This is a genomic window from Pimelobacter simplex (assembly GCF_024662235.1).
In the GTDB taxonomy this organism is placed as follows: domain Bacteria; phylum Actinomycetota; class Actinomycetes; order Propionibacteriales; family Nocardioidaceae; genus Nocardioides.
In genome coordinates this window covers 1,302,750-1,318,493 of the sequence record NZ_CP096276.1, presented here as the reverse complement: position 1 = coordinate 1,318,493, position 15,744 = coordinate 1,302,750, and the positions used below count along the sequence as shown (strand labels likewise).

The following is a 15,744-nucleotide window of genomic DNA, read 5'->3' as shown; positions in this document are numbered from 1 at the left end:
CCCACGGAGGTGGACCTCCCCATGACCTCACGCACGTACCTGCGCCGAGCCGCGGCCGGTGGCCTGGCCGCCGTCCTGCTCGCCGGCCTCCCCGGTGCCGCGGCGAGCGCGGCGAGCGCGGCTCCCCAGGGCGACCCGCCCGGCACGACCTACGTCTACCGCGCGACCTTCTCCGCGACGGTCACCCATGCGCTCTTCGTCGACTGGGCCGACGGCGACAGCGACGAGCAGACCCTCGAGGTCCGGCTCCAGGGCGCCATCCCCAGCATCACGATGGACCAGGCCCTCGACCTGACCTCGACCAGCATCCCGACCAGCGTGGTCAAGGTGGTCGCGGCCCAGGCCGAGGGCGTCACCCGCACCAACAGCGGCCAGCACGTCCGGACCTGCACCTCCTCGTCCGGCACCGCCACCGGCAAGCCGGTGCTCTGGCCGGACCCGCTCCTGCAGACCAACGACTTCGTGCCGTTCGCCTTCCTCGAGCTCCCCGGGTCGTGCACCGACAGCGAGGGCCCGCCCTCGGCGACGACCTTCGAGTACGAGGCGATGCTCGCGCTGACCCACGGCGGCCCCGCCGGTGCCCCGTCCCTGAGCCTGCCGTTCCGCGTCGAGCGCGGCACGGCGCCGCTGACGCGGCCGGACGAGTGCCCCGGCTACATCGCCGGCCAGACGCCCGTGTGCCACTACGCCATCGAGGGCACGCTGGACCTGCACCTGCTGCGCAAGGTACCGCCCGCTCCCCCCAAGCCGCCCGCCCCGCCCCGGGGCGCCGTCCTCGCCCCGGGCGCGAAGAAGGTGACCGCCGGCGTCCGCTGCCCCGCGCGGTGCACGGTCACGCTCAAGGTCACCCCGCTCTCCGGCGGACCCACGCTCGCGGTCCGCAAGGTGACCCCGCCTCCCGGCCGGGTCGCGAACGTCAAGGTCGCGATCCCGCCCGGCAAGCGCGGCCTGGTCAAGAAGGCCGGCGGCGTCCGGCTGCGGCTGACCTACCGCCACGCCGACGGCACGACCTCCACCGAGACCCGAAAGGCACGACGATGAACCTGCACCCCCGACACCTGCGAGCCCCGCTCGCCGCCGCGGCGGCGGCCCTCGCCGTCCTCACCGCCGTACCCACCGCGGCCACCAGCGCGGCACCGGTCCCGTCCACCGCATCGGCCGCCGCGTCGCCCGGCGGCACGATCACCTACGTCCGCGGCCACAACGTCTGGGTGGCCCGGGCCGACGGCAGCGGCGCGCGCCAGGTCACCTCCGGCGGGACGGCGGCGTCCCCGTGGCGCTCGCCGACGTCCTCCGACGACGGCCACATCGTGGCCGGGCGCGGCAACCTCGTGCACCGGATGGACCAGTGGGGCACGGTGCTCGACACCCTCGACCCGCCGGACCTGCGCAACTCGGCCGGTGAGCTGCTCGGCGGACCGCCCGCGCACCTGGCGGTCTCGCCCGACGGCACCAAGATCGCCTACACGTACGAGAAGTACTCGTGCCCGCCCAACCTGGCGTGCCGGATCCGCTACGTCACCGCGTTCACGTCCTCGCGCGCGGTCACCTCGCCCGACACCTGGGGCGTGACGTACGACGACAACCCGTCGTGGATCACCGACAGCAGGGTCGCGGTCAACGCCGACCTGATCGACAACATCAACCTCTTCGACCTCGGCCGTGGCACGACGCACTGGTTCGACGAGGACGACTACCGCACCGACGACCGCCCGCTCTTCGACTTCGAGGTCGCCCGCAACGCCGGCTACGCCACGGCGATCCGCAGCACCGGCGACGACGCGCACGTCGTCTACTACCGGGTCAGCGGCAACTACCGCAACGGCGGCCGGCCGCCGATCCCGGAGGGCTTCTGCGCCACCACGCCCCAGCTCGGCATCACCTCGCCGACGCTGTCGGCCGACGGCGCGCTCGGGGCGTGGGCCGAGCCCGACGGCATCTGGATGATGCGCCTGGGCGCGGCACCCTGCGAGATCGAGCCGACCCGGGTCATCCCCGGCGGCTCGGCGCCCGCGTTCTCGCCGGCGACGCTGCAGACCACGCGGCCGTCGTACGTGTTCTCGGTGGCGCGGGGTCCGCGGATCACCGGCACCCCGAAGGCCGGCCGGAGCCTCACCGCGGTGGCACCGGTCGTCTCGCCGCGGGCGAGCGGCGTCCGCTACCAGTGGCTGCGCGGCAGCACCGCGATCCGGGGCGCCACCCAGGCGCGCTACAAGGTCACCCGCAAGGATCGCGGCAAGACGCTGCGGGTCGCGGTCACGCTGACCCGGCCCGGCTTCGGCACCAAGAAGGTCGTCTCGGCCCCGGTCCGCGTCCGGCGCTGATCCACGCTGTCAGCGCAGCCCCGCCCCGATCATCGCGACGGTGAGGTCCACCAGCTGCTCGCGGTCGACGTCCTCCGGACGCCCGAGCGCGATGCGCAGGCAGGTCGAGACCAGGACCCCCATCAGCATGAAGACGACCCCCTCCAGCTGCTCGGGAGCGAGGTCGGGGCGGTGCCGGCGCGGCAGCAGCGAGGCGAGACGGTGCAGGTCGCCCTCGATCTCGGGCAGCACGTTGGCGTTGTTGCCGGCGGGCAGCTGGTTGACCATCGCCGCGATGACGCCGCGGTGCTGCTCGAAGCCGGCGACGAGGGTGCGGACGACGAGCCGCAGGGCGTCGTCCAGGTCGAGCTCGAGGGCGTCGACGACGCTGACCATGAGGTCGTCGCTGATGGCGCGCACCGCCTCCTCGCGCAGGACGCCGAGCAGCTCGCCGCGGTCGTTGAAGTAGCGGTAGAACGTCCCGCTGCTCACGTGGGCGTCACGGATCACGGCCGTGGTGGAGAGCCGCTCGATGCCGTCGCGGTCGAGGATCCGCACCGCGGTGTCGAGGAGCAGGCGCCGGGTCTGGACCGCCCGGTCCTGCCGCGGGCGGGCCCGCTGCCGCTGCGCCACGTGCGCCTCCGCAAAAGTGAATAGAAGGTGAGGATCTCTCACTTTAGCCTCGTCGCATGACCACCCGACAGGTCCCGCAGACGATCCCCACCAGCCTCCGCCGCGTCGCCGAGGCGCGGGCCCGGTTCGGTCCCTTCGCCGAGCGCTACCTCGCCGCCATGGCGGACGGCGACCCGCTCGCCGACGCCTTCGTCGCCGACTTCGCCCGGCTCGGGCACGGCAAGGCGATGCGGATGCTGCGCACGGCGTGCCGCGAGGGCATCGGCGCCGTACCGGACGCGCCGGACTCGCTGGTCGCGCTCTTCGCCGAGCTCGACGCGGTCCCCGCCTGGGTCGACACCGCCGCGATCGACCACGACTCGCGCTACACCTCGCGCTACTCCCGGGCCTCCGGCATCGTGCTCGGCGCGGCCTCGCTGGTCAGCGGCTACGCCAACTCCGCGGCCTCGCGGCCCCTCGAGCTCACCGGCCGGTACGTCGAGAACGCCGGCGCCCGGACCATCGAGGTCGGCTCCTGGCTGCTCGCGGTCAACCAGCCCGGCGGCCTGACCCGGTTCAGCGACGGCTTCGAGCTGACCGTGCGGGTGCGGATCATCCACGCCCTCGTGCGGGCGAGCCTGCGCGAACGCCCCGACTGGGACGAGGCCGCGTGGGGGCTGCCGATCTCGCAGTCCTACCTGGCCTACACGCTCGTCGAGTTCACGCTCATCCCGCTGCGCGCGATGCGGCGGATCGGGGCGCCGTACCTGGCGCACGAGGAGGCGGCCGCCTACGCCCGCTGGCGCTACCTCGGCCACCTGCTCGGCATCGAGGACGGCCTGCTCCCCCGCAACGCCGCCGAGCAGGAGCGGCTCGAGGAGATCTACCTGCTCACCCGGCCGGTGGTCGACGACTACTGCCGGGCGCTGGTCGCCAGCATCAACCGGGAGTTCCTGGTCCCCGAGATCGAGGGCGTCCTGCCCCGGCCGCTCGCCCGCCAGGCGCCACGGGTCGTGCACGCGCTGGAGCGGCTGTTCCTCGGCGACGAGATCGCCGACGAGCTCGCCGTCCCCCGGACCCGGCTGACCCGGGTGCTCGCGCTGCTCGGCCCGGTCCTCAGCCTGGTCAACCACCTGCGCGACCTGGTCCCCGGCACGCTCGGGCCGCGCACCCGCAAGGGCAAGGCCTACGAGGCCGAGCAGGAGGAGCGGCTGCGCCGCGACTGGAACGTCCAGCACGACCTGGTCGACGCCTCACCCGGCGGCGGGCGACCGCACCCGGCGCGCGGCGACGGCTGAGGCCTGAGGAACCTGAGGGGTGAGCCCGCGCGGGCTCACTCGTCCTCGTCGTCGAGGCCCTGCTCGATGACGTAGCGGGTCAGCTCGACGCGGTTGTGCATCTGGAGCTTGCGCAGGGTGTTCTGGACATGGTTCTGCACCGTGCGGTGCGAGAGCACGAGGCGCTCGGCGATCTGCTTGTACGACATCCCCTTGGCGACCATCTTGAGGATCTCGGTCTCGCGGTCGGTGAGCCGCTCACCGGGCGGCATCGCGGGCTGGTCCATCCGCCGGAACTCCCCCAGCACCAGGGCGGCCAGGCCGGGGGTGAAGACGCTGTCGCCGGCGGCCACGCGTCGTACGGCGTCGATGAGCTCGTCGCGCGAGGCGGACTTGACCAGGTAGCCGGTCGCGCCCGCCTTGACCGCCGCGAGCACGTCGTCCTGCTCGCCGGAGGCCGACAGGATCAGCACCCGCGAGGACGGCTCGCTGGCCAGCACCTGCGCGGTCACCTCGACCCCGCTGGGCTCGGGGATCTGCAGGTCGAGAACGACGACCTGGGGCCGGGTCGCGTTGAACCGGTTGACCGCCTCGGTCCCCGTCGCCGCGACCGCGACCACCTCGAAGCCCGCCGCGGCGAGGTCGCGCTCGACAGCGTCACGCCACATGGGGTGGTCGTCGACGACCATGACCCGGATCCGGTCCGTCATGGGAGGGACCCTAGGCCATGGCGGCCTCTTGGTCGCCGTCGCGAGCGGTGCTTGCGGCCGATCGGGCAAGGCGGAGCAGCGAAGGCGGGCCGGAGGCCCGTCGAGTCTGCGACAACGCCGCCCGATCGAGTCGCAAGTGCCGCGCAGCAGGCGAGCAAGAGGCCGCCATGGCCTGGGCCATGGGCGTCGCCGATCCGGTGAGGCAGGTCAGGCGGACGGCACGTGCTCCTCCAGCCACGTGGTGACGTAGGTGAGCACGTCGGGGTCGATGGTCGTCGTGATCTGCGCGTACTCGTCGGGCGTTCCCGACGTGGCGGGCTGCATCAGGTGGTTGGCGCCGGCGAAGACGTGCACCGTCGCATCGGCGTCCTCGCTCAGGAAGCGGCGCATCAGCGGCTCGTTGAGCGAGGGCGGCACCTGGATGTCCTTGCTGCCGAAGAACGCCAGCGTCGGCACCCGCAGCGCGCGGAGCGCGGGCTCCGGGTCGTACGCCGTCTGCGCGGCCATGGTCGGCGTGACGGTCGGGTCGAGCGCGCGGGCGCCGTCGAGGTCACCGGCCGTCAGGAGGTCGCACAGGCGCTGGTTGGCGGCGTCGCTCTCCTTCAGCTTGTCCGGGGTGCCCTGCTGCTGGAGCTCGAGCTGGGCCCGGGCCTGGTACTTCAGCACCTCGCAGCCGGTCTGCGCGGGCCCCGCCATCAGGACGACGAACGCCACCTTCTCCGGCGCCCGGGACGCCGCCAGCGGCGCCAGGTAGCCGCCCTGGCTGTGCCCCATCAGGCCGATCCGCTCCGGGTCGATCTCGGGACGCTCGCGCAGGAAGTCGGTCATCGCCAGGGCGTCGGCGGTCAGGTCGTCGTACGTCGCGTCGGCGTCGCTGCCGGTGGTGCCGCCGACGCCGCGGTCGTCGGTGCGCAGCACGGCGTACCCGGCGCGGGTGAGGGCGTCGGAGAGCACCAGGAACGGCTTGTGCGCGAAGCCCTGCTCGTCGCGGTCCTGCGCGCCGGCGCCGGTCAGCAGCACCACGGCCGGGAACGGGCCCTCACCCTCGGGCGAGGTGAGGGTGCCGGCGATGGTGACGTCACCGGCCTCGAACGAGACGTCCTCGCTGCGGTACGGCAGGGGCTCCTCCGGCTCCTGAGGGCGCTCCAGCGGGGCGACGGTGCCCCGCTCGAGGCTGACGGCGAGGTCCTGGCCCCCGGCGGTCAGCTTGCCGGTGATGCGGTCGGTCGCGGCGGCGTAGGTACCGGCGAACGTCGCGTCGGGCGCGATCTGCGGCGCCTCGAACGCGACCTCGGTGTCGGTCGTGCGGACGCCCGTGAGCTCGGCGTCCTCCAGGCCCTGCGCGGGGATGGTGATCGTCGCGCCGTCGCCGGAGAACGTGAGGCCGACGTCGACCGGTGCGCCGGGCACCTCGATGACGCCGGCCCAGTCGCCGTCGAGACCACGGGGCTCCTGCGCCGTGGGCGGCTTCTCGGCGGCGGGCTTCTTCTTGTCGTCCTGGGAGCAGGCGCTCAGGACGAGCGCGAGGACGGCGAGGGCGAGGACGATGATGCGGGGGGATGATCGGGACATGGCGCGACGCTAGGTCGGGCCGCGGGTCCGGCACATCGGGAAGGTCCCGGGCTCTTGCCCCTAGGGGGTGGCTCCCACGTCGGCGCCGTCGCGAGCGGTGTTGGCGGCCGATCTGGCAAGGCCGAGTCGCGAAGGCGGGCCGGAGGCCCGTCGAGTCGGCGAGAACGCCGCCAGATCGAGTCGCCAACACCGCGCAGCAGGCGCCGACGTGGGAGCCACCCCCTCAAGGGGCGCGGTGGAAGCGCCCGCGCCGGTGGAGCAGCGCGTCGTCGTCCTCGGCGCCGATCTCGACGTGCTCGATCGCGGCGGTGACCTCGACCGACCAGCCGACCTCGCGCTCGCCGGCCAGGCGGACGCCGGCCCAGGTCGTGGCCGACGCCAGCCGCGGCCCGTACGCCGTCGCGGTGAACGCCGCCTGCCGGAACGGCCCCCCGGGCGCGGGCGCCGTGCCCGCGAAGGCCTCCGCGAGCTGGCGGTCGGCCCACGAGAGCAGCTGGACCACACCCCAGCCGCTGGTGCGCAGCACGTCGAGCAGGTCGGAGTCGGGGTCGAGCAGGGCCAGGACGACCGGCCGGGGGCCGAGCGCGACCATGTGCGAGCTGACCGTCAGGCCGGCTCGCTCGGTGTCGTCGCCGGCGGTCCAGAGGGTGACGGCGCCGCCGACGTGGCCGCGGAAGCGCCGGGCCGGGTCGGGATCGGCGTCCGCGAACGGGTGCGTGCTGTGGATGGTCATCCCTGCTCCCTCGGTACGACGAGAACCCACTCCGTGCCGTAGCCGCCGGTGTCGAGCGTGGCGGTCCCGCCCAGGTCGCGGATCCGGCCCCGGATGGACTCGCTGACCCCCATCCGGCCCTCGGCGGCGGCCGCATCGAGCCGTCCCTCGGGGATCCCGGGGCCTTCGTCGCGCACGGACACCTCGACCCGGTCGCCCAGGTCCTCGAGCAGGATCCACGCGGGCGCGCCGGCGCCGACGTGGCGCTCGACGTTGTCGAGGCACGCGCGGACCACCGCGACCACCTCGGCCGCCGCGGGCGCGGGCAGCGGGACGGCACCGGCCGGGAGCGCCACCTCGGTGCGGGGCCGGCTGCCGAGCGGCCCCAGGAGCGCGGCGAGGTCGGCGGTGGTGGTGGCGACCGCGGAGGCGGTCACCGCCTCCTGGGAGCGGATGAGCGTGCGCAGCGCCTGCTCCTGCTCGCCCGCGAGCCGGCCGAGCTCGGCGGCCTCGCCCCCGAGCTCACCGCCGCGGCGCTGCACGAGCGCCAGCACCTGGAGCACCCCGTCGTGGACCACGCGGGCCAGCCGGGCGCGCTCGGAGGCGGCGGCAGCCTCGCGCTGGGCGCGGTCGCGCTCGGCGGCCATCTGCTTGAGCGACTCGCACACGAAGCCGAGCATCGAGCCGCCCAGGAGCAGCAGGAAGACGTTGCCCCAGTCCTTCTGGTGCACCTCGCTGCGGGTGAGCAGGTCGACGGCGCCGAGCAGCACCGCGGCCGCCGTCCCGCCGCGCCAGCCGTAGCGGACCGCCCAGGCCAGCAGCGCGCCGACGATCCAGTAGCCAGGGATGGTCGCGTTGAACCACTCCCCCTTGACCACGGGCGTGACCAGCAGCAGGCCGACGGCCAGGGCCAGGTCGGCCAGCAGCACCGCCGGGATCCGGCGCTCGGGCGCGGCGTACACGACGATCGAGACGGCCGTCGCGACCACCATCAGGCCCACGCAGGCCCAGCCGAGCACCGGGTGCTCGAAGTTGTTGCGGTAGGCGTTGATCGCCACCGTGTAGCCGAGGACGACCACCCGGAGCACCGCCAGTGCCCGGAACATCCGGTCCTCGACGGCGATCGCTGCTCGCGTCGCCGCCGCGGTCCCCGCGCCCGGGTCGGTCAGGACGCGAGCTTCCGCTGCTCGCCGTCGCCGTGCTCGGCCTTCTTGGCCTCGGACTTGGCGCGGGTGGCGTACATGTCGACGTACTCCTGCTGGGAGAGCCGCATGATCTCGTACATGATCTCGTCGGTGATCGAGCGCAGGATGAAGCGGTCGTTCTCCATGCCGGCGTAGCGCGAGAAGTCCATCGGCTTGCCGAAGCGCACGTGCGGACGGGTCCAGCGCCCGAAGGTCTTGCCCGGCGGCGCGACGATGTCGGTACCGACCACGGCGACCGGGATCACCGGCACCCCGGTCTCGAGCGCCAGGCGCGCGATGCCGGTCTTGCCGCGGTAGAGGCGGCCGTCGTGGGAGCGGGTGCCCTCGGGGTAGATGCCGAAGAGGTCGCCGTCGGAGAGGACCTTCTTGGCCGAGATCAGCGCGCCCGCGGCCGCGTTGGCACCGGAGCGGTCGATCGGGATGTTGCCGGTGCCGCTGAAGAAGTTCTTCTGGAGCCAGCCCTTGATGCCCGGCGAGGTGAAGTACTCCGCCTTGGCGACGAAGCTGACCTTGCGCGGCACGACCAGCGGCATGAACAGCCAGTCGGCGTAGGACAGGTGGTTGCTCGCCAGGATGGCGGGCCCCTCGGTGGGGACGTTCTCGACGCCCTCGGCACGGGGGCGGAAGATCACCTTGAGCAACGGCCCGAGAGCGATGAACTTCAGGAACCAGTAGAACAACCGACCGCACCTTCCCCTGCGCGTGCACCCGCCCGGACGGGCGCCGACTGATCGAAGCCTAGGGCATGTCTGCCTGTTGGTCGCCGTCGCGAGCGGTGCGGGCGGCCGATCGGGCAAGGCGGAGCAGCGAAGGCGGGCCGGAGGCCCGTCGAGTCTGCGACAACGCCGCCCGATCGAGTCGCCCGCATCGCGCAGCAGGCGAGCAACAGGCAGACATGCCCTGGTGCCTTGGCGCACATCTGCCGACCCGGCGACCACGGGCCGTCGGTGCGGCACAATCACCTCATGCCGCCGACCGCTGATGACCCCGCCGCGCCGCTGACCGTCGCCGCACGTCCCGAGCTGACCGGCGGACGCCGGATCGGCGTGCTGCTCAGCCACGGCTTCACCGGCTCGCCGGTGTCGATGCGGCCGTGGGGCGAGCACCTCGCCGCCCTCGGCTACGGCGTGCACGCGCCGCTGCTGCCCGGCCACGGCACCACCTGGCGCGACCTCAACACCCGCCGCTGGCAGGACTGGTACGGCGCGATCACCGACGCCTTCGACGCGCTGCGCGCCGAGCACGACGCCGTGGTGGTCGGCGGGCTGTCGATGGGCGGTGCGCTGGTGCTGCGGCTGGCCGCCGACCGCGACGCCGACCTGGCCGGGGTCATGGTGGTCAACCCCGCGGTCGCGACCAAGCGGCTCGACGTCAAGCTGCTGCCGGTGCTCAAGCACCTGGTGCCGTCGTTCCCGGCGATCGCCGGCGACATCAAGAAGCCGGGCGTCAGCGAGAACGGCTACGACCGCACGCCGCTCAAGGCGGCGCACTCGATGATGCAGGCCTGGCCGCACCTGCGCGCCGACCTGTCCCGGATCACGGTGCCGATGATCTACTTCCGCTCCCCCGAGGACCACGTGGTCGACGAGTCGTCCGAGCCGCTGGTCCTCGGGGCCGTCTCCTCCACCGACGTGACCCGGGTCGAGCTGCCGGAGAGCTACCACGTGGCCACGCTCGACAACGACGCTCCGCTCATCTTCGAGCAGTCGGCGGCGTTCGTGGCGCGGGTGACCGGCGGCGCCTGACCGCGCAGGTCCTACGCTGGAGCCGTGCAGCGGGAAGACCCGGACGAGGACGCCGCCTGGCAGGCCATCGTCGACAACTACGGCGAGCGCGCCGAGCTCGAGCCGGAGGCCGAGCCCGAACCGGTCCGTGTGGACCCCGCCGACGACCTCGACGAGCCGGCCGACCTCGGGGACGACGACCCCGACGACCCCGAGGACGACATCCCCGCGTTCGACCGGTTCGTGCCCGAGGACCCGCCTCCGGTGCCGATCCCGCCGTTCGACCGGCTGCTCGCGTGGGCAGGTGTCTTCGGCTCGCCCACGATCCTGCTGGTCTTCCTGATCTCCGGGCTGAGCATGCCGGGCTGGCTGGGCTGGCTGCTCGTGGGCGGCTTCGTGCTCGGCTTCTGCTACCTGGTCATCCGGATGCCGGGCTCGCCGCGCGATCCCTGGGACGACGGGGCACGCGTCTGATCGCTGCGTGGGCCGCGACGAGCGCGCTCACGCACAGCCCGGCGAGCAGCAGGTTGCGCACGGTGAGGACCGCGACCATCACGCCGCTCCAGCCGTCGTGCCCGAGCAGGTGGTTGTAGCCGACCGGGTAGATCAGGTGGGTCAGCGCGGTCGTCACGAGCAGCACGGCGGTCCAGCGGCCGAGCCGGCGCCGGTCGGCCGCGTCGACGAGCTCCAGGCCGGCGCAGGCGGGCGGCAGCACCCAGAGCAGGTACTGCGGGCTGAGCACCTTGCCGCCGGCGATGAACGCCAGCACCGCCGCGAGCGTCAGCCAGACCACGGCGGTCAGGCCGGTGCGCGGGTCGGGCAGCCGCACCCAGGCGAGGACCCAGAGCGCGACCAGGACGGCGAGCAGCAGCGCGGTGGCGACCGTGCTGGCGGTGAGCAGGGCGTCGACGCCGGGGCCGCGGACCTCCCAGGCCTTGGACGGCGCGTAGAACACGTCGTACTGGTGGGGGGAGAAGGCCCAGCGCACCATGGCCGGCGTCGCGGCGAGCGACTCGATCTGGAGCCCGCGGCGGCCCTGGTACGACAGCGGCGAGACGACCCGGTCCCAGCCACCGACCGCGATGCTGACCAGCACCAGGACGACACCGGCGACGGCACCGGACACCACGACCCGGAGCCGGCTCGCGGCGGGCGCGGCGAGCCCGGGCAGCACCAGGGCGGGGCTGTACTTCACGCCGGTGGCCAGGACGCCGAGGACGGCGGCGCGGCGCGGCGCGTCGACGAAGGTGAGCAGGGCGAGGGCGACCAGCACGCCGGGCAGCAGGTCGAAGCGCGCGAACGACAGCGCGCCGAGCGCCGGCGTCGCGGCCAGCCACGCCCAGACCGGCGCGCTGGTCGCGCCCGGGGTACGGGCCCGGCCCACGAGCACGTGCAGGAACCAGGCGTCGAGGAGCAGGGCCAGCGCGAAGACCACCGCCGGGTAGATCGCGCTCAGGCCGACCATGTGGAGCAGCCCGTAGGGCAGCGCGAGCACGAGGAAGGCAGGTACGGGGTACTCGCGCAGGGTGCCCCCGACGCCCTCGGCGCCGAGGCTGTCGAGGTTGGCGGCGTAGTACTTCAGGTCGAAGGCCGAGCCGGTCTCGACGGTCACGAAGAGCAGCAGCACGACCAGCCGGCTCAGCCCCCAGAGCGCCCAGACCCGGGCGCGGTCGGGCGTCATCGGCCGCGTCCGTCGCGGGCCAGGAGCGCGGCGCCGACGGCACCCGCCTCCGGACCCAGCGTGGCCGGGACCAGCGGCGGCACCGCGCGGTAGTCCGTGCCCTGCAGGGACTCCTCCAGCGCCCGGCGGGCGGGCGCCAGCAGCAGGTCGCCGACCGCGGAGACCCCGCCGCCGACCACGACCACCTCGGGGTCGAACGCCGAGACGAGCCCGGCCGCGCCGACGCCGAGCCAGGTGCCGATCGAGCCGAAGGCGTGGCGGGCGACCTCGTCGCCGGCCCGGGCCAGCGCGGTCACCTCGGGCCCCTCGAGGTGACGGCCCAGGGCGACGCGGGTGACCCGTTCGAGGGCGCGCCCGCTGCAGTACTGCTCCCAGCAGCCGCGCAGGCCGCACTCGCAGGCAAGCCCACCGGGCACCACCTGCATGTGGCCGAACTCCCCCGCCAGTCCGTGCGCGCCGCGCACGACCCGGCCGCCGAGCACCAGCGCCCCGCCGATGCCCGTGCCGATCGTGATGAGCAGCGCCGCGTCGACCCCGCGCGCGGCACCGGCCACGAGCTCGGCATGGGCCGCGCAGTTGGCGTCGTTGTCGAGGACGACAGGCAGACCGGTGCGCTCCGCGATCACCCGGCGCACCGGGGCGTCGCGCCACGGCAGGTGGGCGCCGAAGAGGAAGCGCTCGCCGGCGGCGTCGACGAGCCCGGCGGCGGAGATGCCGAGCCCGGCGGGCCGGTGCGCGCCGTCCTGGACCGCCCGGACGGCGGCGACGATCGCGTCCTCGACCTCGGTGACGGGCGCGGTCCGGCCCGGCATCGGCCGGGTGGCGCTCGCCTCGACCGCACCGTCGGCGGACACGCGTACTGCCAGCACCTTGGTGCCGCCGACGTCGACGCCGACGTAGCCCGCGCCCATGCTCACCCCCGTGCGAGGTCCGCGGCGCCGATCATGCCGGCGCGGTTGCCGAGGACGGCGGGCACGATCGCGGCGCGGGGACGGTAGCCCCGGCCGGTCAGCTCGCGGTCGAACGCCGCCCGTACCGGGTCGAGCAGCAGGTCGCCGGCCGCGGCGACGCCGCCCCCGACGACGATGACCGCCGGGTCGAGGACCGCGACGAGCGAGGCGATGCCGTGCCCGAGCCAGCGGCCCAGGTCGGCGAGCAGGCCCACGGCGGTGGCATCGCCGGCCACGGCGGCCGCGGTGACCATCGGTCCGGTGATCGCGGACGGGTCGCCGCCGGCGGCGTCCAGGATCGCGGCGCCGGGCGCGGCCTGCGCAGCGCGGACCAGCGCGGTGCCGCTGGCGTAGGACTCGAGGCAGCCGCGGTTGCCGCAGCCGCACTCCAGCCCGTCCGGCACGACGCACAGGTGGCCGATCTCGGCGGCCACACCGTAGGCGCCGCGCAGCAGCCGCCCCTCGGTCACGACGCCGCCACCCACGCCGGTGCCGACGGTCACCATGAGCTGGTCGTCGGCGTCGCGGCCCGCGCCGTGGCGGAACTCGCCCCAGGCGGCGGCGTTGGCGTCGTTCTCGACGACCACGGGCAGACCCGTGCGGCGCGCGAGGTCGGCACCGAGGGGTTCGTTGCGCCAGGCGATGTTGGGCGCGAAGAGCACGGTCGAGCGGTCGGCCGCGACGTAGCCCGCGGCACCCACCCCGACCGCGCGCACCGGGTGACCGCCCGGCCCGGTCAGCTCGGCGACGAGCGCCGCGACGGTGGTGGCGATAGCGCTCGCGTCGGCGGCGGGCGACTCGACGCGGGACTCGGCAACGACCGTGCCGCCGGCATCGACCACCGCACCGGCGATCTTGGTGCCGCCGATGTCGATCCCGCAGGTCAGGTCGCCGGTCACGGGCCCGGGTCCGGCCCGTCGTCGTCGAGGTCGATGTGCTGCACCTCGGGCCCACGAGCGGCGCCGGAGCCGCTGTCGGGCGGCTGGGGCAGCGTCTCGAGCAGGCCCGCCGCGGCCTGGAGCAGGGAGGAGGCGGCGACCGTGAGGTGCGCCTTGACCTCGGGCGAGGTCTGCCGGACCGCGTGCACCACCCGGCACACCGGGCAGTAGCGGCACTCGGCCGCGTCGGTCGCGAGGTGCTCGTTGACGTCGTGGGCCATCGCCGCGGCCTGGCCGGCCAGGTTGCCGAGCCCGCCGGCGGTGTCGCCGGTGTGCTGCTTGGCCAGGTCGGCGAAGGCGCCGAGGAGCTTCATCGCCTCCTCGCCGACGCTGCCGATGTCGTCATCGGGCATGGTGCTGGTCTCCCATCGCCACCGGATCGGGCTCCGCGAACCGTACCCGCAGCTCGCCCTCGACCACGCTGGCCCCCGCCACCCGGAGCCGGGCCAGGCCCGGCGGCAGCGTCATCAGCCGCCGGTAGGAGCCGACGGTCATCACGAGCTCGTCGCCGTTGCGGGCCAGGTCGACCTCGGCCCGGGTCACGAACGGCAGCGCCAGGTGGGCGACCGCGCCGGTCTCGCCGCGGGTGACCCGGAACGGGCCGTCACCGGTGGGCAGCGCGAGCGGGTCCGCGCCGTCGTACAGGCCGGTGGCGAGGTCCGCGAGCGCCGCGACGCCCACCGGCTCGGCCGCCTGGTACTGCGAGGTCCACACCGGCAGCCCGCCGAACGACTGGGCCACCTCGCGCAGCACGCCCGCCTGGGCGGCCACCCATCCGGCCCGCCACGGGTCGCCGTCACCGTCGGGGAAGACCCGGTTGGCGACCACGCCGTCGACGCGGTAGCCGAACAGGCACAGGCTCGTGTAGGCGCGGCGCGCCTCGGCGAGCACCACCTGCTCCGGGGTGAGCACCAGCCGCACGCTCGCCTCGGGCCCCGACAGGAGCGCGTGGACGTCGTCCAGCTCGCCGTGCAGGCGGGTGATCGCGTCGAAGACCGCGTCCCCCGGCATCGGTACGCCGGCCGCGCGGTTGAGCACCGGGCGCAGCGCCTTGACCAGCCGGCGCTGGATCGGCAGCAGCCGCTCGAGGTACCACCCGAGCGCCTCGGGCAGTGCCAGGAGCCGCAGCGTCTCGGCGGTCGGCGCGCAGTCGACGACGATCACGTCCCAGCGGCCCGAGCGGGCGTGCTGGCGCAGCTCGAGCAGGGCGAGCACCTCCTCGGCGCCCGGGATGACGGTCATCTCCTCGGCCGCGACCGGGTCCATGCCCACCGCGTCGAGCACCGAGAGCAGGTAGCGCTGGATGTCGGCCCAGGACTGCTCGAAGCGCAGCTGGGCGTCGACCTGCTGGAGGAACAGACCGGGCGCCACCTCGGTGGGCTCCGCGCCGGTCGGGCCGGCGCCGTAGGCATCGGCGAGCGAGTGCGCGGCGTCGGTCGAGATCACCAGCGTGCGCAGGCCGCGCGCGGCCGCGAGCGCCGCCGTACCGGCCGCGACGGTGGACTTGCCGACGCCGCCCTTGCCGGTGAAGAGAACGATCCGCACGCCGGCAGACCTCAGGCGCCGGACTCGACGCGCTTCTTCAGGCCCTTGAGCGCGGTGTCGATGAGGATCTTCTCGCCCTTGCGCTTGAGCATGCCGATCAGCGGGATCGAGACGTCGAGGGCCAGCCGGTAGGTCACCTCGGTGCCGGAGCCGCTCGCGCGCAGCACGTAGGCGCCGTCGAGGGCCTTGAGCATCTTGCCCTCGGCGAGGGTCCAGGTGACCTGGCGGTCGCCGTCCCAGACGTAGGCGAGGGTGTACTCGTCCTTGATCGGCGACACGTCGAGGGCGAAGAACACCTCGCGCGCCCGACCGGCCTGGGCCGGGTCGCTGTCGTCGTAGGACGAGCGGACGTCGGCGACGGTGACGCCCTTGGCCCACGCGGGGTAGGCCGCGAAGTCGGCGATGACGGCCATCACCTCGGCGGGCGGTGCGTCGACGACGATCGACGAGGACGTCTGTTCGGCCATGCGGGAAGGCTACCGGACCTGGTCCCGCCCCGGGCGGGCACCGGACGT

At 74.3% G+C, this 15,744-nt stretch carries 17 protein-coding genes; 5 read left to right on the top strand and 12 right to left on the bottom strand.

The window, feature by feature from the left end; translation table 11 throughout:
- The first annotated feature begins 21 nt into the window (after positions 1 to 21).
- Positions 22 to 1,041, top strand: coding sequence for a hypothetical protein (locus M0M48_RS06355; protein WP_257750492.1), 1,020 nt, complete (start codon positions 22 to 24; stop codon positions 1,039 to 1,041).
- Positions 1,038 to 2,324, top strand: a complete 1,287-nt coding sequence (locus tag M0M48_RS06350; RefSeq protein ID WP_257750491.1) for a hypothetical protein — start codon at positions 1,038 to 1,040, stop codon at positions 2,322 to 2,324. The genes M0M48_RS06355 and M0M48_RS06350 overlap by 4 nt, the downstream gene beginning before the upstream one ends.
- A 9-nt stretch (positions 2,325 to 2,333) precedes the next feature.
- Here the strand turns inward: M0M48_RS06350 and M0M48_RS06345 are convergent, their stop codons facing one another.
- The gene (locus M0M48_RS06345; RefSeq protein ID WP_215815193.1) at positions 2,334 to 2,936 is read right to left on the bottom strand and encodes a TetR/AcrR family transcriptional regulator; all 603 of its coding nucleotides are present in this window, start codon (positions 2,934 to 2,936) and stop codon (positions 2,334 to 2,336) included.
- 56 nt (positions 2,937 to 2,992) lie between these two features.
- Here M0M48_RS06345 and M0M48_RS06340 point away from each other — a divergent pair, with 56 nt between their 5' ends.
- Positions 2,993 to 4,213 (top strand): oxygenase MpaB family protein, encoded by a 1,221-nt coding sequence (locus M0M48_RS06340; RefSeq protein WP_257750490.1) that lies wholly within the window; start codon positions 2,993 to 2,995, stop codon positions 4,211 to 4,213.
- 35 nt (positions 4,214 to 4,248) lie between these two features.
- Here M0M48_RS06340 and M0M48_RS06335 read toward each other — a convergent pair whose 3' ends face one another.
- From M0M48_RS06335 to M0M48_RS06315, 5 genes are all read right to left on the bottom strand, one after another.
- A complete protein-coding gene (locus M0M48_RS06335) occupies positions 4,249 to 4,902 on the bottom strand; it encodes a response regulator (RefSeq protein WP_215815195.1) in 654 nt (217 codons plus the stop codon).
- Between the two features lie 207 nt (positions 4,903 to 5,109).
- Complete coding sequence (locus M0M48_RS06330; protein WP_215815196.1) at positions 5,110 to 6,474, bottom strand: alpha/beta hydrolase family protein; 1,365 nt, start codon at positions 6,472 to 6,474, stop codon at positions 5,110 to 5,112.
- A gap of 223 nt (positions 6,475 to 6,697) precedes the next feature.
- Positions 6,698 to 7,207, bottom strand: coding sequence for a flavin reductase family protein (locus M0M48_RS06325; RefSeq protein WP_257750489.1), 510 nt, complete (start codon positions 7,205 to 7,207; stop codon positions 6,698 to 6,700).
- Positions 7,204 to 8,310 (bottom strand): MacS family sensor histidine kinase, encoded by a 1,107-nt coding sequence (gene macS / locus M0M48_RS06320; RefSeq protein ID WP_257759347.1) that lies wholly within the window; start codon positions 8,308 to 8,310, stop codon positions 7,204 to 7,206. The genes M0M48_RS06325 and macS overlap by 4 nt, the downstream gene beginning before the upstream one ends.
- A 41-nt stretch (positions 8,311 to 8,351) precedes the next feature.
- Complete coding sequence (locus M0M48_RS06315; protein ID WP_215815198.1) at positions 8,352 to 9,071, bottom strand: lysophospholipid acyltransferase family protein; 720 nt, start codon at positions 9,069 to 9,071, stop codon at positions 8,352 to 8,354.
- Between the two features lie 285 nt (positions 9,072 to 9,356).
- Between M0M48_RS06315 and M0M48_RS06310 the strand changes: the two genes are divergently transcribed.
- Positions 9,357 to 10,136, top strand: coding sequence for an alpha/beta hydrolase (locus M0M48_RS06310; RefSeq protein WP_215815199.1), 780 nt, complete (start codon positions 9,357 to 9,359; stop codon positions 10,134 to 10,136).
- A gap of 24 nt (positions 10,137 to 10,160) precedes the next feature.
- Positions 10,161 to 10,589, top strand: a complete 429-nt coding sequence (locus M0M48_RS06305; protein WP_257750487.1) for a hypothetical protein — start codon at positions 10,161 to 10,163, stop codon at positions 10,587 to 10,589.
- Here the strand turns inward: M0M48_RS06305 and M0M48_RS06300 are convergent.
- The 6 genes from M0M48_RS06300 to M0M48_RS06275 are packed head-to-tail and all read right to left on the bottom strand — an operon-like array spanning position 10,534 to position 15,696.
- The gene (locus tag M0M48_RS06300; protein ID WP_257750486.1) at positions 10,534 to 11,796 is read right to left on the bottom strand and encodes a hypothetical protein; all 1,263 of its coding nucleotides are present in this window, start codon (positions 11,794 to 11,796) and stop codon (positions 10,534 to 10,536) included. The genes M0M48_RS06305 and M0M48_RS06300 overlap by 56 nt on opposite strands.
- Positions 11,793 to 12,707 carry an ROK family protein gene (locus M0M48_RS06295; RefSeq protein ID WP_257750485.1) on the bottom strand — a complete coding sequence of 305 codons (915 nt, stop codon included), beginning with the start codon at positions 12,705 to 12,707 and terminating at the stop codon, positions 11,793 to 11,795. Before M0M48_RS06295 ends, M0M48_RS06300 begins: the two co-directional genes overlap by 4 nt.
- Positions 12,708 to 12,709: 2 nt before the next feature.
- Complete coding sequence (locus M0M48_RS06290) at positions 12,710 to 13,645, bottom strand: ROK family glucokinase (RefSeq protein WP_257750484.1); 936 nt, start codon at positions 13,643 to 13,645, stop codon at positions 12,710 to 12,712.
- Positions 13,642 to 14,037 carry a hypothetical protein gene (locus tag M0M48_RS06285; RefSeq protein WP_215815204.1) on the bottom strand — a complete coding sequence of 132 codons (396 nt, stop codon included), beginning with the start codon at positions 14,035 to 14,037 and terminating at the stop codon, positions 13,642 to 13,644. Before M0M48_RS06285 ends, M0M48_RS06290 begins: the two co-directional genes overlap by 4 nt.
- Positions 14,027 to 15,229, bottom strand: a complete 1,203-nt coding sequence (locus M0M48_RS06280) for an ArsA family ATPase (RefSeq protein WP_257750483.1) — start codon at positions 15,227 to 15,229, stop codon at positions 14,027 to 14,029. The genes M0M48_RS06285 and M0M48_RS06280 overlap by 11 nt, the downstream gene beginning before the upstream one ends.
- Positions 15,230 to 15,240: 11 nt before the next feature.
- Positions 15,241 to 15,696: an SRPBCC family protein gene (locus M0M48_RS06275; RefSeq protein ID WP_215815206.1), complete on the bottom strand. Its 456-nt coding sequence runs from the start codon at positions 15,694 to 15,696 to the stop codon at positions 15,241 to 15,243.
- Between the last annotated feature and the right edge of the window lie 48 nt (positions 15,697 to 15,744).

Excerpts from the sequence above, each read along its gene's own strand:
- M0M48_RS06355 (WP_257750492.1), top strand. The coding sequence starts at position 22 with ATGACCTCACGCACGTACCTGCGCCGAGCCGCGGCCGGTGGCCTGGCC.
- M0M48_RS06350 (WP_257750491.1), top strand. The coding sequence starts at position 1,038 with ATGAACCTGCACCCCCGACACCTGCGAGCCCCGCTCGCCGCCGCGGCG.
- M0M48_RS06340 (WP_257750490.1), top strand. The coding sequence starts at position 2,993 with ATGACCACCCGACAGGTCCCGCAGACGATCCCCACCAGCCTCCGCCGC.
- M0M48_RS06335 (WP_215815195.1), bottom strand. The coding sequence starts at position 4,902 with ATGACGGACCGGATCCGGGTCATGGTCGTCGACGACCACCCCATGTGG.
- M0M48_RS06330 (WP_215815196.1), bottom strand. The coding sequence starts at position 6,474 with ATGTCCCGATCATCCCCCCGCATCATCGTCCTCGCCCTCGCCGTCCTC.
- M0M48_RS06325 (WP_257750489.1), bottom strand. The coding sequence starts at position 7,207 with ATGACCATCCACAGCACGCACCCGTTCGCGGACGCCGATCCCGACCCG.
- M0M48_RS06310 (WP_215815199.1), top strand. The coding sequence starts at position 9,357 with ATGCCGCCGACCGCTGATGACCCCGCCGCGCCGCTGACCGTCGCCGCA.
- M0M48_RS06300 (WP_257750486.1), bottom strand. The coding sequence starts at position 11,796 with ATGACGCCCGACCGCGCCCGGGTCTGGGCGCTCTGGGGGCTGAGCCGG.
- M0M48_RS06295 (WP_257750485.1), bottom strand. The coding sequence starts at position 12,707 with ATGGGCGCGGGCTACGTCGGCGTCGACGTCGGCGGCACCAAGGTGCTG.
- M0M48_RS06285 (WP_215815204.1), bottom strand. The coding sequence starts at position 14,037 with ATGCCCGATGACGACATCGGCAGCGTCGGCGAGGAGGCGATGAAGCTC.
- M0M48_RS06275 (WP_215815206.1), bottom strand. The coding sequence starts at position 15,696 with ATGGCCGAACAGACGTCCTCGTCGATCGTCGTCGACGCACCGCCCGCC.